This window comes from Roseibacterium elongatum DSM 19469, from assembly GCF_000590925.1.
Taxonomy (GTDB): Bacteria; Pseudomonadota; Alphaproteobacteria; order Rhodobacterales; family Rhodobacteraceae; genus Roseibacterium; species Roseibacterium elongatum.
The window spans coordinates 10,001-24,312 of record NZ_CP004372.1 but is presented as its reverse complement, the minus strand read 5'-3'; the positions used below and the strand labels follow the sequence as shown (position 1 = coordinate 24,312).

Genomic DNA, 14,312 nt, shown 5'->3' with positions numbered 1-14,312 from the left:
ATCTGGATCAATGTCGCAGATCATTTTTGTATGCGATGGGGCACAAACCCAGCGGGAAAGGGGGCGGCATGCGCCTGACGACAAAAACCAATCTGGCCATGCGTGTTTTGATGGCCTGCGCCGTCAATCCGGGCCGGACCTTGCGCAAGCAGGACATTGCCGAGGTCGCCCACGCGTCCGAGGCCCATGTCGCCGTTGTGATCAACCAACTTGGAAAGCTGGGCTTCCTCACCACCACGCGCGGGCGCAGCGGCGGTTTCTCGCTGCGTCTCGCCCCGTCCGAGATCTCGGTGGGCCGCGTCTTTCGCCTGTTGGAGAGCGGGGTGCCGTTTGCGGAATGCTTCGATCGCACGGCCAATACCTGTCCGATCTCGTCGTGCTGTCGTCTGAACGGGGCGATCTCGGTCGCGTTGGAGGCCTTTTACGCGACGTTGGACGGTGTGACCCTGGCCGATTTGATCGACGACAATCCCGCCCTTGGCCGCATCCTTGCGCTCAACGAGCCGGTCTGAACGTGCCGTGCGAGGTGGGCGAACCGGACCGATCCCGGGGTCGCGCACGCGATCTGGCACGGTCTTCGCAAGGCGTGATGGGCCTGTATACAAATTTTGACAAGCTATATCAAGCGTATACCTTTGTGTACAAATATCGTGATAAAAGAATGATTTAGATTTGATCTGGCTCAAAGTGGCGCGCGCCGCGGGGTGTCAAGTACAGTTGACACTCTGGCCGGATGGACGGATACTTTCCCACCGGTCCCCAATAATCAGTCAAGGAGCGCAAGGTGACAGAGGCTTGGTTCGGTCTCGATCCGCGGGCATCGCTTGCGATTCATGTGGTCGCCGCGATGCTGACGGTGGCGGCGGTGCTCGGTGTGGCCAAGATTTTGCGCACGCCCGGCGTGCCCAAGGATCGCTGGGGCATCTATGAATCGGGCGCGCCCGCAGACGCGGCGGCCAATGCGCCGGTGCCCACCGCCTATTTCCAGATCGCCGCGTTCTTCGTGATCTTCGATTTCGAGGCGGCGGTTCTCTACACCTGGGCTCTGACGGCCGCGCAGGCCGGGGCAGGGGGCCTGATGGCGGCGGGTGTGTTCATCATCGTGCTGTTGGTGGCGCTGGCCTATCTCTGGCTCGATGGCGCGCTCGATGTCGGCGCCCGTCCGGCGGGCGGGGCAAAACGGGGGCAGCAGCCATGACCGAAGGTTCCAGCCTGCCGCCCGGCGTCGCCATGGCCCAGGGTCAGCTTTTCGCCAAGCTCGACGATCTTGTGTCGTGGTCGCGCAAGAACAGCCTGTGGCCCTTCAACTTCGGCCTGTCCTGTTGCTACGTGGAAATGGCGACCGCTCTGACGCCGGTTTATGACCAGGCGCGGTTCGGGGCCGAGGTCATTCGCGCCACCCCGCGTCAGGCCGATCTGTTGATCGTCTCGGGCACGGTCTTTACCAAGATGGCGGCACCGCTCAAACGCCTGTACGAGCAGATGCGAGAGCCGCGCTGGGTCATCTCGATGGGGGCCTGCGCCAATTCGGGCGGCATGTACGACATCTATTCCGTGGTGCAGGGCGTCGACAGTTTCCTGCCCGTCGATGTCTACATCCCCGGCTGTCCGCCGCGGCCCGAGCAATTGCTCGATGCCATGATCCTGCTGCAGCAAAAGGCGGGGCAATCGCGCCGCCCTCTGGGCATCACCATGGGCGATGCGCCGGCCGCCTTCAATCCGGCCCCGCGCAAGGATCTGCACCATCACGACCGCGTGTCCATCACCCGCCTCGACGATCCGGAGGCGCCATGACCACCGAGACGTTGCAGCACGGGCAAGCCGCGCTTGACCCGGTGGCCGACCTTCGCACGCGCTTCGGCGATGCTATCCTCGCCGAACAGTCGACCGCCGACGCCTTTCCGGTCTTGTGGATCGCCCCGGCGCAGTGGGTCGCGGTTCATGATTACCTGCGCAACGGCGTCGAGCGGCCCTTTACACTGATGGCCGAGCTATACGGCATCGACGAAACCGCGCGCCGTCATCGGACCGGGCAGCCGGCGTCGGGGATCACGCTGGTCAGTCACCTGATCTCGCCCGAGCGCAACGCCGATATCCGTCTGAAATGCGCCTGCGACGCCGAGGTGCCGCGCGCCCCCACGCTGACCGGGGTCTATCCGGGCGTCGACTGGTACGAGCGCGAAGCGTTCGACATGTATGGCGTTCGCTTCGACGGGCGCGACAGTCACCGCCGTATCCTGATGCCGCCCGATTGGAAGGGGCATCCGCTGCGCAAGACGCATCACGCCCGCGCCACCGAGGTACCGCCCTTTCGCATGACGCCTGAAAGCTTCGCCGCGACCGAGGCCGCGAACGAGATCGACCCCAAGGATCTGGGCCTGCCAACCGAACGCGACGGCGTCGAATTGATGGTGCTGAACTTTGGCCCGCATCACCCCTCGACCCACGGGGTGTTCCGCATCATGCTGGGCCTCGATGGCGAGGAAATCGTCTGGGCCTACCCCGATATCGGCTATCACCACCGCGGCGCGGAAAAGATGGCCGAACGCCAGACATGGCATGGCTTCATCCCCTATACCGACCGGATCGACTATCTGGGCGGCGTCATCTCGGAAATGCCGTATCTGATGGCCGTCGAGAAGCTCTGCGGGATCGAGGTTCCGGCGCGGGCGCAATGCATCCGCGTGATGCTGTCCGAGTTCTTCCGCATCACCTCGCACCTGTTGTTCTACGGCACCCTGGCGCAGGATACGGGCGCGATGTCGCCGGTCTTCTACATGTTCGTTGACCGCGAGAAAGCCTACAAGGTCATCGAAACCATCACCGGCGCACGGATGCACCCTGCGTTTTTCCGCATCGGCGGCGTGGCGATGGATCTGCCCACCGGGTGGGACGCGCTGGTGCGCGAGTTCCTCGACTGGATGCCCGCGCGTCTGGATGATTACGAGCGGCAGGCGATGAATTCCGAGCTGTTCAGGATCCGCACGCAGGGCGTGGCCGCCTATGATGTCGAGACCTGCCTGAAATACTCGGTCACCGGCCCGCATATCCGCGCCGCCGGCCTGCCGTGGGACATGCGCAAGCTGCGCCCCTATTCGGGTTACGAGAACTACGAGTTCGACGTGCCGACCGCGACCGAGGGCGATTGCTACGCGCGCACCTGGGTCCGAGCGCAGGAGATGCGCGAAAGCCTCAAGATCATCCGTCAATGCCTTGATTTCATGCCCGAAGGGCCGATCAAGGCCGATCATCCGCTGGCCTTTCCGCCGCCGCGTGCCAAGACGCTGCATGATATCGAGACGCTGATCCACCATTTCAGCGGCACGGCCTATGGCACCCCCGTACCTGTGGGCGAGGCGACGGGCCAGATCGAGTCCGCCCGCGGCTTTACCCAATATTCCATCGTCGCCGATGGCGAGGGCGGCAGCTACCGCACGCGCATACGCACGCCCAGTTTCGCCAACCTGCAAGCCATCCCCGAGGTCGCGCCCGGCATGACCGTGGCCGATTTCGTCATCTACCTCGCGTCGATCGATCACGTCATGTCGGATGTGGATAAATGAGCCTTTCCAAGAAATTGCGGTCCGCCATCACCGAGGCGATGGAGCACCATGGCGGCCCCCGTGCCGCGATGCTGGAGAGTCTGCGCATGATCCAGCAAGAGCATGGCTGGGTCTGCGATGCCCATCTCGAGGAGGCGGCGGCGCTCCTGGGTGTCACCACCGCCGAGATGGAGGATGTCGCCACCTTCTACAGCCTGATCTTCCGTCAGCCGGTGGGCGAAAAGGTGATCCTGCTGTGCGATGGGGCGTCGTGCTACCTGAACGGGGCCGAGGACGTCCGCGACGCGGTGATGAAGCGGCTGGGCATCGGCTTCGGCCAGACCACGCCGGACGGGAAATACACCCTGATCAACATCTGTTGCGTCGGCGGCTGCGATCATGCGCCGGCCGGTGTGATCGGGCGCAACCGCAAGCTGGTCGGCCCGCTGACGCCCGACACCATCGACCAGATCCTGGGGGAGGACGCGAAATGAGCGCAGAGCAACCCCTGACGGGACGCGCGCGCCCCGATCGCCGCCCCCACACGCTGAAGGAATGGCGCAAGCTGGGCGGCTACGACGCGGTCGAACGCGGCCTCAAGACGATGACCCCAGAAGAGGTGCTGGACACCGTCGCGGCGGCCAACCTGAACGGGCGCGGCGGCGCGGGCTTTCCGGCGGCGACCAAATGGCGTTTCATGCCCAAACCGGGCGACGCGCCGGGCGACGGCCCGTCCTATTTCATCGTCAATGGCGACGAGATGGAGCCGGGCGCCTTCAAGGATCGCATCCTTCTGGAGGCCGTGCCGCACCAGTTGATCGAGGGCGCGATCCTGGCGGCCTATGCCACCTATTCCTCCGAGATCATCGTGTTGATCCGCGACGCCTATCGCGACGCCATCGCCAACATGACCCGCGCCATCGCCGAGGCCGAGAAGGCGGGGTATCTGGGCAAGAACGTGCTCGGCTCGGGCTTTGACGTGAAGATGTGGGTCCACCCCTCGGCGGGGCGCTACATCGTGGGCGAGGAAACCGCCCTGATCGAGGCGCTGGAGGGCAAGCGCGCCGTGCCGCGCAAGCGCCCGCCGTTTCCCGCGCAATCGGGGCTTTGGGGGCGTCCGACGACGGTGAACAACGTCGAAACCGTGTCCTGCGTCTCGCATATCGTGGGCAATGGCGCGCAATGGTTCCGCGCGCTGTCGCGCACCGAAGAGGGCGGCACCAAGGTGTTCGGCGTCTCGGGGCGAGTGAACAAGCCACAAATCATCGAGGCGCCCATGGGCACCACCGCGGCCGAGTTGATCGAGCGCGCCGGCGGGGTCTCGGGCACCGGAGTGCTGCGCTGTTTTCAGCCCGGGGGCGGGGCCAGCGGCTTTCTGGAGCCGGCCGAGGCCGATATCCCGCTCGATTTCGGGCATGTGGCCAAGGCGGGGTCGATGTTCGGCACCGGCACGATGATCGTGCTGGACGAAAGCGCCTGCCCGGTGGGCGTGATCGCGCGGCACATTGCGTTCTATGCGCGCGAAAGCTGTGGCTGGTGTACGCCGTGCCGCGATGGCCTGCCCTGGGTGGCGCAGATCATGGCGCGTCTGGAACGCGGCGAGGGTCGGATGGAAGACCTTCAGGTTCTGCGCGACACGGTCGAGATCGCGGGCCCGCGCGGGCGCACCTTCTGCGATCTGATGGGCGGCGCGATGAGCCCGCTCGGCACCGGCCTTGCGCGTTTCGGCGACCTGTTCGAGGCACATGTCCGCGAGGGCTGTTGCCCCATCGCCCGCGATTACGGGAGGGCCGTTGCATGAGCCGCATCCGCATCGAAGTGAACGGGGAAATCCGCGAGGTCGAGGACGGCCAGGACATCCTGTCGGCCTGCACCCATCAGGGTGTCGAGATTCCGCATTTCTGCTGGCATGACGCGCTGGGGTCGGTCGGGGCGTGCCGTCTGTGTGCGGTGCGTCTTCACACCAGCCCCGAGGATGCCGAGGGCACCATCGAGATGGCCTGCATGACGCCCGTGGCCGATGGGCAGCGCATCGAGGTGGCCGACGCGGAAGCCGAGGAAATGCGCGCCCATGTGATCGAGTGGCTCATGCGCAGCCACCCGCATGATTGTGCCGTCTGCGAAGAGGGTGGGGCCTGTCACCTGCAGGACATGACCGTGGCCACCGGCCACCATGCGCGGCGCTATGACGGACCCAAGCGCACCCATGAGAACCAGGATCTCGGGCCGTTGCTGACCCACGAGATGAACCGCTGCATCGCGTGCTATCGCTGCACGCGGTTCTATCGCCAATATGCGGGTGGGCGGGACCTCGACGTGATGGGCGCGCATGACCGCGTCTATTTCGGCCGCTACGAGGATGGCCCGCTTGACAGCCCCTTTGCCGGCAACCTGTCCGAGGTCTGCCCGACCGGCGTGTTCAACGACAAGGGCTGGTCGCGGGATTACGCGCGGAAATGGGACATGTCCGCGACGCCATCGGTCTGTTCGCAATGCGCGGTGGGGTGCAACATCTTCGCCGCCGAACGCGGCGGCCGCCTGCGGCGTCTGCAAAACCGCTACAATGGTGCGGTGAACGGCCATTTCCTGTGCGACCGGGGCCGGTTCGGGGCCCTGCACCTGCCCGAGGGCACGCGCCTGCGCAACCCCACCATCGCCGGGGCCGAGGCCACGCCCGAGGCCGCGATCGAGGCGGCGCGGGCGGCGCTGGGCCGGGGGGCCGTGGCCATCGCGTCGCCCCGCGCCACGTTGGAAACCAACTTTGCCCTGCGCCAGCTTGTCGGCCCGGATCACGTCTTTGCCGGCGTGTCGCGGATCGAGGTGCAGAGCGTGGCGCGCATGGCCGGGCTACTGGTGGAATACGGCGCGCCATCGCTGACATCGCTCGAAAACTGCGACGCCGCGCTGGTCCTGGGCGAGGACCTGACCGGCACGGCCCCGCGCGCGGCCCTGTCCCTGCGGCAGACGGCCCGCAACGCCGCCGACGCGCTGGCCGCGGAAAAGGGCGTGCCCAAATGGCTGGACAACGCCGCGCGCGTCGCGGGCGAGGGTCGCAGATCGCCCATCGCGGTGGTCACGACGCTGCCTGATGCCCTGGACGAGATCGCCGCCTGGCCGCTGCGCCGCGCCCCCGACGAGGTCGCCGTCTTCGGCCATGCCATCGCAACGGCCCTGCGGGGCGAGGCCGCCGCGCCCGAGGCCGAGGCCGTCGCCACCGCCTTGCGGCAGGCCAAGGCGCCGGCATTGATCGCCGGGCTCGGCACGGGGCGTCCCGAGGTCCTGGACGCGCTGGCCGCGATCGCCGAAGCGCTGGAGGGATCGGCGCAGCTGTTCCTGTTTCCGCCCGAGGTGAACTCGATGGGTGTGGCGCTGATGGGGGTCGACGGGCTCGAAGGCGCGGTCGAGACGCTCGAGGCCGGCAAGGCCGAGACCCTCGTGATCGCCGAGGTCGACCTGTTCGAACGGGTCGACGGGCCATTGGTCGAGCGGGCGCTGGCCGCCGCGACCGAGGTTGTGGTGCTGGACAGCCATGTCACCGCGATGACCGGGCGGGCCACCATCGCCATGCCGGTGGCCGATTGGGCCGAAACGGCCGGTACCGTCGTCAACCACGAGGGGCGCGCACAGCGCCGTTTCGCGGCCTATGCCGGCGCGCCGCAGGCGGCCTGGCGCGTTCTGGCCAGCCTGTCCGATACGCTGTCGGGTTGGCGCACCCTCGATGATGTTCTGGCCGAACTGGCCGCAGCCCTGCCGCATCTTGCCCCCGCGCGCGACGCCGCACCCAACGCCATTCTGCGCACGCCCCTGGGCAAGATCGCGCGGGCCGGCTGGCGGATTTCAGGTCGCACGGCGCATGATCAGGCCGGCGGCATCGTCCGCAACGCCCCGCAGGATGATCCCGACAGCGCGCTGGCCTTTTCGATGGAGGGTGCGCACGGGGCCGACGCCCCGTCCGCGCTGCGCACGGGCTATGACGTGCCGGGATTGCATTCGGCCTCGGCGGCCCCCTACCTGACCGACGCCAATGGCGGGTCGCTGGACGATGGCGACCCGGGCGTTTCGGTTCTGGCCGGGTTCGTCGGCCCCGAGGCCGCGCCGCAATGCGCCTTTCCCGACAAGGCCATGATCCCGGTGCCGCTGCACGACCCCTTCACCGGGGACGAGGTCGGACGCAAGGCCGAGTATCTCTCGCAACGCTGCCCGCAGGCGCGGGTGGTGCTGAACCCCGACGATGCCAAACGCCTGCATCTGGGCGAGGGCACGGCCGTCAGTCTGGATGGGGTGCATGTCGATGCGGTGGTCGCGATCTCGGATGACATGCCGCGCCACCATGTCGGCCTGCCCGTCGGGCGTGTCGCGCCCCGCGCACTGGCACGGTCGGTCAAGATCGGGAGGCAGGGATGAACACCGGTCTCACGATCCTTTTTTCCCTGGCGCTGATCATGGCGCTGCTGGTCGCGGCGGGCGTCTTTACCTGGGTCGAACGGCGGGGCCTTGGCTTTTTCCAGGAACGTCTGGGGCCGAACCGGGTCGGACCCTTTGGATTCCTGCAATGGGTGGCCGACACGGTCAAACTGCTGACCAAGGAAGACGAGGTGCCGCCGGGTGGCGACGCGGTGACCTTCCGCCTTGCCCCGGCGCTGGCGGCGATCCCGGTCCTGGCGGGTTTTGCCGTGGTGGCCGCCGGCCCTGGCCTGACCCTCTCGGCGCTGGATATGGGCGTGATCTTTGCCCTCGCCATGCTGGCGCTGACCGTTTACGCGATGGTCCTTGGGGCCTGGGCGTCGCACAACCGATACGCGCTTCTGGGCGGGCTCAGGGCGGCGGCGCAAATGCTGTCTTACGAGGCGTTTTTCGGCCTGTCCCTGATGGGTGTGGTGATGCTGGCCGGGTCGCTGAACCTGGGCGAGATCGTCGCGGCGCAGCAGGGCGTCTGGTTCGTGGTCACCCAGCCCTTGGGTTGCATCCTGTTCCTTCTGGCCGGCATCGCGGCGGCGCACCGTCTGCCCTTTGACCTGCAGGAATCCGAACAGGACCTCGTGGCCGGGTTCATGACCGAATATTCCGGGATGAGTTTCGCGCTGTTCTTCCTCGGGGAATACCTGGCGATCATCCTTGTGTCCGCCTTGGCCGTGACGCTGTTTTTCGGTGGCTGGCTGGGGCCGATCCTGCCGGGGCCGATCTGGTTCGGGATCAAGGTTGGTCTGCTGGCGCTCGCCTTCATCTGGATCCGCGCGATCCTGCCGCGCCCGCGCTATGACCAACTGGTCGGGTTCGCGTGGAAATGGGCGCTGCCCCTGGCCCTGGTGAACCTGCTTCTGACCGGGGCGATCGTGGCGCTAACCGGCGTGGGGGGAGGTGCGGCATGAAGGGTATACTCGACAGTCTGGTCAATGTCGGGCGCAAGCTCGTCACCAAGAAATACACCCGCCAGTATCCCGAGGAAAAACCGGACCTGCCGGCGCGGTATCGTGCGCGCATTGTCCTGACCCGCGATCCCGATGGGCAGGAACGCTGCGTAGCCTGCAACCTGTGCGCCGTGGCCTGCCCGGTCGATTGCATCGATGTCGTCAAGGCCGAGACCGAGGATGGGCGCTGGTATCCCGAAACCTTCCGGATCAATTTCGCGCGCTGCATCTTCTGCGGCTATTGCGAAGAGGCCTGTCCGACGCAGGCCATTCAACTGACCCCCGATTTCGAAACCGCCGACTACACACGCGCGGGGCTGATCCACGACAAGGAGGATCTGCTGATCGCGGGGCAGGGCAAGCAAGAGGGCTATCGCTACTGGTCGGTGGCCGGCAAGGCCATCGACGGCAAGCCGAAAGGCGCGGCCGAGACCGAGGCCGCGCCGATCAACCTGAAGGATCTGACACCATGAGCTGGGGCGTCGCCATCTGGGCCGCAACCGTGGCCTTCGGGGCCGCCATTCTTGCGGTGACACGCCCCTCGGCGGTGCATGCGCTGCTGCTGTTGCTGGCCGCGCTGATCTCGCTGGGGGTGGGGTTCTTTGCCATGGGGGCCAATTTCGCCGGTGCGATCCAGCTGTTGATCTATGCCGGGGCCGTTGTGGCCGTGTTCGTCTTTGTCGTGATGACGGTCGATGCCGGGGACAAGGCCATGGCGGTCGAGCGCGAAATGCTGCGCCATGCCTGGCGCTGGCCCGCCTTCATCGTCAGCCTGTCGGTGGTGCCGATCCTGTTCGGCATCGGCGGCGGGCAGATGGGCGATGGGGCCCCGGCCCCGGTGCGGACCGAAGACCTTGGGCTTTTGTTGTTTGGCGAGTGGAGCGCGGTCACCGAGTTGATCACGTTGCTGCTCATCGCGGGGATGCTGGGCGTCCGCCACCTTGGCCGCGCCCTCGGCCCCCGCCTGCGTGAAAGGGAGCCGGAATGAGCGCGCTCAATATCCTGTTGGTGCTGGCCACGGGCATTTTCCTCGCGGGGCTGTTCGGGGTGGCCGCGCGGCGCACCATCCTGATGCAGCTGATCTCGCTGGAGGTGATGCTGGCCGGACCGGCGCTGGCCTTTGTCGCGGCGGGCGCGCATCACGGCTCGATCGAGGGCAGTGCGATGTTCATCCTCGTGCTGGGCTTGGCCGCTGCCGAGGTGGCGTTGGGCCTTGCGATCTACCTGCACATGCGGCGCGCCACCGGTGGCGACAGCGATGCCGCGACACGGCTGCGGGGGTAGACGATGCTGGCCTATCTCCTCCTTCTCGTGCCGCTGCCGCCGCTGGGCGGTTTCCTGCTGCTGGCGCTCGATCCCTACCGGATGGACAGGCGCCCGGTGCTGGCGCTGTCGCTGGCGGCGGGCATCGCGCCGCTGTTTCTGTTCCTGCCGCTGGCCATTGCCTATTTCAACGGGGCGGTGGGCGACATGATCGCACCGGCCTTCACGCTGAATTTCGGCCAATACGAGGTCGCGCTGGCCATGCAGCTCGACCCGCTCAGCGCAATCGGCGCGACCACCGTGACGGTCGTGGCGAGTTGCGTGATGGTCTATGCCGCCGATTACATGTCGGGCGCGCGCGTCGCGGATTTGCGCCGTTTCTTCGCGCTGATGAACCTGTTCCAGGCCGGGATGCTGTCGATGGTTCTGGCGGCAGACAGCATCGTCTTCTTCCTCGGGTGGGAGTTGATGGGCCTCTGCTCGTTCTTCCTGATCTCCTACAACATGACCTCGCCGCGCGCCTTCGCCGCCGGTCAGAAAGCCTTCGTCATGACACGCATCGCGGATGCGGCGCTCTTGGCGGGGCTTCTGCTGCTGTTTCTCGAGGCGACCTCGGTGCGCATGGATGAACTGATCCCGGCCGGTCTGGCCGCCGACGAGAGCCGCGCGGCCATCATCGCGGTGCTGTTGCTGGTGGGCGCGCTGGGCAAATCGGCACAGCTGCCGTTCCAGACCTGGCTGCCGACCGCCATGGCCGGGCCGACGCCCGTGTCGGCGCTGTTGCACTCGGCCACGATGGTGGCGGCGGGCGCGGTGTTGCTGGCCCGCTTCGCCCCGCTGATCGAGGCGACACCGGGGGTTGCGGCCGCGACCGCCATCGCGGGCGTCGCCACGGCCCTGTTCGGCGCGTTCTGCGCGATCGCGCAGACCGATATCAAACGCCTGCTTGCCTATTCCTCGATCAGCCAGATCGGCTACATGCTGGTGGCGGTCGGCATGGGCGCGCCGGGTGTGGCGATGGCGCATTTCGTCGTCCACGCCCTGTTCAAATCGCTGCTGTTCATGGCGGCGGGCGTGCTGTCGCATGCCGGCGGCGGCTCGACCGCGATCGAGAAGCTGCGCGGCACCGCCTATGTCGCCCCGATTTCCTTTGTGACCTACACGATCGGGGCCATGGCGCTGGCGGGCTTTCCGATCATATCGGCGGGCTGGTGGTCGAAAGAGGCGATCCTCGGGGCCGCGATCGAGGCCGGCCCCTTCGGTCAGTTCCTGTGGCTTGTCGGCCTGGGCGGGGCCGCGCTGACAGGTGTCTATGCCTATCGCCCGGTGCTCTGCGCGCTGCGCAAACCGCTGCATGAGACGCCGAAGGGTCACGAAAGCTGGCTTGCCGTGGCGCCTCTGATCTTCCTGGCGGTGCTGTCGGTGCTGGGCGGGTTCCTTGTGGAGCCGATCGTTCACCTGATGGGCGGGCACAAGCCGCATCCCGGTCTCGGGATCGAGGTGATGGGGGCCGTCGCGGCGCTGGTCGGCCTGCTGGGGTCGGTGGCCGTCACCTTCATCCCGTCCTGGAACGCGCGCATCAAGCGGGCCCGCCGCCTGCGGGCGGGCATGCAGGTGGACGCGATCTACTACGCCTTTCTGGTGCGGCCCTATCGCCGTGTCGTGCGGATTCTCTCGGGCCGTGACGGCAAACTGGCCAAGCATATCGGCGAGGGTCCCGAAGCGCGCGAGGGCGGCATGGGCGACCCCGTGGGCACCGCCACCGTCGTCTTCGGCCTGTGGCTGGCGCGGGTCGTGACCGCGCCCTTCACGCCGGATCGGTTCGACACGGTGATCATGCGCGGCGCGCGCGAGGCGCGGCGTGCGGGACTTTGGACGCGGCGGCTGCAAAGCGGCCGCCTGCGTGACTATGCGCTCGCCTTCGCGATGGGGCTGGGTGTTCTGGTAATCTTGGGATGGGGAATGACATGGGGTTGAGCTTACAGATTCTTCTGCCCTTTTTCGGTGGGTTGGCCGTGCTCTTCGCGCCCCGGTTCGGACGGGACATGGAACGCTGGGGCACCATCGCCGTGATGGCGGTGACCCTGCTGATACTGATCTTCATCTCGCTGAACGGCGATAGCGGGCGCTGGCTGCAGATGGTGCAGGCCGACTGGGCGCCGTCCTTCGGCATTCAGGTCTTGCTGGCAATGGACGGGCTGACGGCGGCGATGCTGGCGATCTCGGCAGGCCTGGGGATCGTGTGTGTCTTCATCTCGTGGGAGGTGACGCACCGCTCGCCATTGTATCACGCGGTGATCTGCTGGACCGTTGCCGCGGCGAACGGGGTTTTCCTGTCTTTCGACCTGCTGGTCTTTGCCTTCTTCTGGGAACTGATGATCATCCCCGCCTTCCTGCTGATCGGCCTTTGGGGCTATGGCAATCGGGAAAGCGCCGCGATGAAGTTCCTCGTCTTCAATGCGGTGGCGGGCCTTGGCCTTTTGGCAGCCGTGTTCTGGATGGGGGCGACCGCGCCCGAGATCACCTTCGACGCCTTCGAACTGGCCGAGGCCGGCTACTCGACGCCGGTGCAGGTCATCCTGCTGCTGGGTTTTGCGCTGGCCTTCATGGTCAAGCTGCCTGTGCCGCCCTTTCACGCGTGGCTGCCGGATGCGCATACGCAGGCGCCCACGGCGGGTTCGATCCTGCTGGCGGGGCTGTTGCTGAAAACCGGGGCCTACGGTCTGTTCCGTTTCCCGCCGCTCTTGTTTCCCGACGGGTTGATGGCCGTGGCCCCCTACGGCATGGCATTGGGTGCATTCGGGGTGGTGTACGGCGCAATCCTGGCCTGCGGACAATTCGATGCCAAGCGGCTGATCGCCTACACCTCGATTGCGCATATGAGCATCGTGCTGATGGGGGTGTGCGGCGGCGTGCATTTCGCCCTTGCCGGGGCAGGCGTCGAGATGATCGCCCACGCGTTTTCCTCGTCGGCGCTGTTCCTGCTGATCGGGGCGTTGCAGCATCGCACCGGCACCCGTGACCTGCGCGAACTGGGCGGCCTGCAGAAAACGGCGCCGGCCTTCGCGACCTCGTTCGCGGTGTTCTTCGCCGCGGCGCTGGCCATGCCCGGCACCGCCAACTTCCTTGGCGAGGCGCTGGTCATCACCGGCATGTTCCAGGTCAACTGGGCCTTCGCCGCCATCGCGCTGGTGTCGCTGGTCGTCTCGGTCGTCTATGCCACCCGCCTGATCGGGGCCATCGTCTTTGGCAAACCCAAGGCAGAGACAGCCGTGTTCGATGACCTCAAACCCTACGAGCTTTGGCCGATCATCGCGCTGGGTGCAGGGACGATCGTCTTCGGCCTGTTCCCGCAGGTCCTGATCGGCTGGCTGCGCCCGGCCATTGACGCGGCGCTCTTGCCGCTGGGGGTAGGTGCGCCATGACAGACGGCTCCATCTGGTCGGTCGCACCGCTGGTCCTGCTGGGGTTTGCCGCCATCCTTGCGATGGTGCTTGCCCCGGTCCAGCCGACACCGCGCGTGCGCCTTGCAGCGGCGGTCCCGATGGCGCTGGCCGTTTTGATCCTGCTGTTTCGCCTCGATGCCCCCGAGGCGCCGCTGAGCGTTCTGCTGGCGGATGACGGCATGGCGCGGCTGGGCGCATTGCTGGCCGCGGCGGCCGGTCTGGGCACCCTCAGCTTCACGCGGACGATCTGCACCGGCCGCGAGGGTCCGGCCCTGGTCGCGATTGCCGCAACCGGCGGGGTGGCACTGGCCTCGGCCAATCACGGGGCGACCCTGTTCCTGGGGTTGGAGCTGACGACCTTGCCGATGGTCGCACTGGCGCTCATGCCGCGCACCGAGGCTGCGGTCGAAGCCGGCTACAAGCTGTTTCTGATCGCCGGTATCGGGGCGGGGGCGGTGCTGATGGGGCTGGCCTTTGGCTTTGGCGCGTCGGGCAGCCTGAGACTGGATGCCTGGTCGGTCGAGGGGCCCATCGCCGCCATCGGTCTGGCGTTCCTGCTGGTGGGGCTGTCGGTCAAGTTTGCGCTGGTGCCGTTTCACATGTGGTCGCCGGATCTGTTTGCGGGGGCGCCGGCGCCCGTCGGGGCGCTTGCC

General features: G+C 66.8%; 14 protein-coding genes (1 of these 14 cut by a window edge). All 14 read left to right on the top strand.

Annotated elements, in window-relative coordinates:
- The first annotated feature begins 68 nt into the window (after nt 1-68).
- Nucleotides 69-512 (top strand): RrF2 family transcriptional regulator, encoded by a 444-nt coding sequence (locus tag ROSELON_RS00115; protein ID WP_038650565.1) that lies wholly within the window; start codon nt 69-71, stop codon nt 510-512.
- Nucleotides 513-784: 272 nt separating this feature from the next.
- On the top strand, nt 785-1,198 hold the full coding sequence (gene ndhC / locus ROSELON_RS00110) for an NADH-quinone oxidoreductase subunit A (protein WP_025310444.1): 414 nt from the start codon (nt 785-787) through the stop codon (nt 1,196-1,198).
- Nucleotides 1,195-1,794 carry an NADH-quinone oxidoreductase subunit B gene (locus tag ROSELON_RS00105; protein WP_025310443.1) on the top strand — a complete coding sequence of 200 codons (600 nt, stop codon included), beginning with the start codon at nt 1,195-1,197 and terminating at the stop codon, nt 1,792-1,794. The genes ndhC and ROSELON_RS00105 overlap by 4 nt, the downstream gene beginning before the upstream one ends.
- Nucleotides 1,795-1,805: 11 nt before the next feature.
- Entirely contained in the window at nt 1,806-3,563 is a 1,758-nt protein-coding gene (gene nuoC, locus ROSELON_RS00100) for an NADH-quinone oxidoreductase subunit C/D (protein WP_407059675.1), read from the top strand.
- Nucleotides 3,560-4,036: an NADH-quinone oxidoreductase subunit NuoE gene (gene nuoE / locus ROSELON_RS00095; RefSeq protein ID WP_025310441.1), complete on the top strand. Its 477-nt coding sequence runs from the start codon at nt 3,560-3,562 to the stop codon at nt 4,034-4,036. Before nuoC ends, nuoE begins: the two co-directional genes overlap by 4 nt.
- On the top strand, nt 4,033-5,343 hold the full coding sequence (locus ROSELON_RS00090; RefSeq protein WP_025310440.1) for a complex I 51 kDa subunit family protein: 1,311 nt from the start codon (nt 4,033-4,035) through the stop codon (nt 5,341-5,343). The genes nuoE and ROSELON_RS00090 overlap by 4 nt, the downstream gene beginning before the upstream one ends.
- Nucleotides 5,340-7,946 (top strand): NADH-quinone oxidoreductase subunit NuoG, encoded by a 2,607-nt coding sequence (nuoG, locus tag ROSELON_RS00085; protein WP_038649977.1) that lies wholly within the window; start codon nt 5,340-5,342, stop codon nt 7,944-7,946. The genes ROSELON_RS00090 and nuoG overlap by 4 nt, the downstream gene beginning before the upstream one ends.
- Nucleotides 7,943-8,911: an NADH-quinone oxidoreductase subunit NuoH gene (nuoH, locus tag ROSELON_RS00080; protein WP_025310438.1), complete on the top strand. Its 969-nt coding sequence runs from the start codon at nt 7,943-7,945 to the stop codon at nt 8,909-8,911. Before nuoG ends, nuoH begins: the two co-directional genes overlap by 4 nt.
- The gene (gene nuoI, locus ROSELON_RS00075; RefSeq protein WP_025310437.1) at nt 8,908-9,423 is read left to right on the top strand and encodes an NADH-quinone oxidoreductase subunit NuoI; all 516 of its coding nucleotides are present in this window, start codon (nt 8,908-8,910) and stop codon (nt 9,421-9,423) included. The genes nuoH and nuoI overlap by 4 nt, the downstream gene beginning before the upstream one ends.
- On the top strand, nt 9,420-9,938 hold the full coding sequence (locus ROSELON_RS00070) for an NADH-quinone oxidoreductase subunit J family protein (protein ID WP_025310436.1): 519 nt from the start codon (nt 9,420-9,422) through the stop codon (nt 9,936-9,938). The genes nuoI and ROSELON_RS00070 overlap by 4 nt, the downstream gene beginning before the upstream one ends.
- Nucleotides 9,935-10,234 (top strand): NADH-quinone oxidoreductase subunit NuoK, encoded by a 300-nt coding sequence (locus ROSELON_RS00065; RefSeq protein ID WP_025310435.1) that lies wholly within the window; start codon nt 9,935-9,937, stop codon nt 10,232-10,234. The genes ROSELON_RS00070 and ROSELON_RS00065 overlap by 4 nt, the downstream gene beginning before the upstream one ends.
- 3 nt (nt 10,235-10,237) lie before the next feature.
- Complete coding sequence (locus ROSELON_RS00060) at nt 10,238-12,190, top strand: NADH-quinone oxidoreductase subunit 5 family protein (RefSeq protein WP_025310434.1); 1,953 nt, start codon at nt 10,238-10,240, stop codon at nt 12,188-12,190.
- Nucleotides 12,181-13,638 (top strand): complex I subunit 4 family protein, encoded by a 1,458-nt coding sequence (locus tag ROSELON_RS00055; protein ID WP_025310433.1) that lies wholly within the window; start codon nt 12,181-12,183, stop codon nt 13,636-13,638. Before ROSELON_RS00060 ends, ROSELON_RS00055 begins: the two co-directional genes overlap by 10 nt.
- Nucleotides 13,635-14,312: the beginning of an NADH-quinone oxidoreductase subunit N gene (locus ROSELON_RS00050; RefSeq protein ID WP_025310432.1), read on the top strand. 684 nt of this gene lie beyond the right edge of the window; 678 of the gene's 1,362 nt are visible here — the first part of the coding sequence; it begins with the start codon at nt 13,635-13,637; the stop codon falls past the right edge of the window. Before ROSELON_RS00055 ends, ROSELON_RS00050 begins: the two co-directional genes overlap by 4 nt.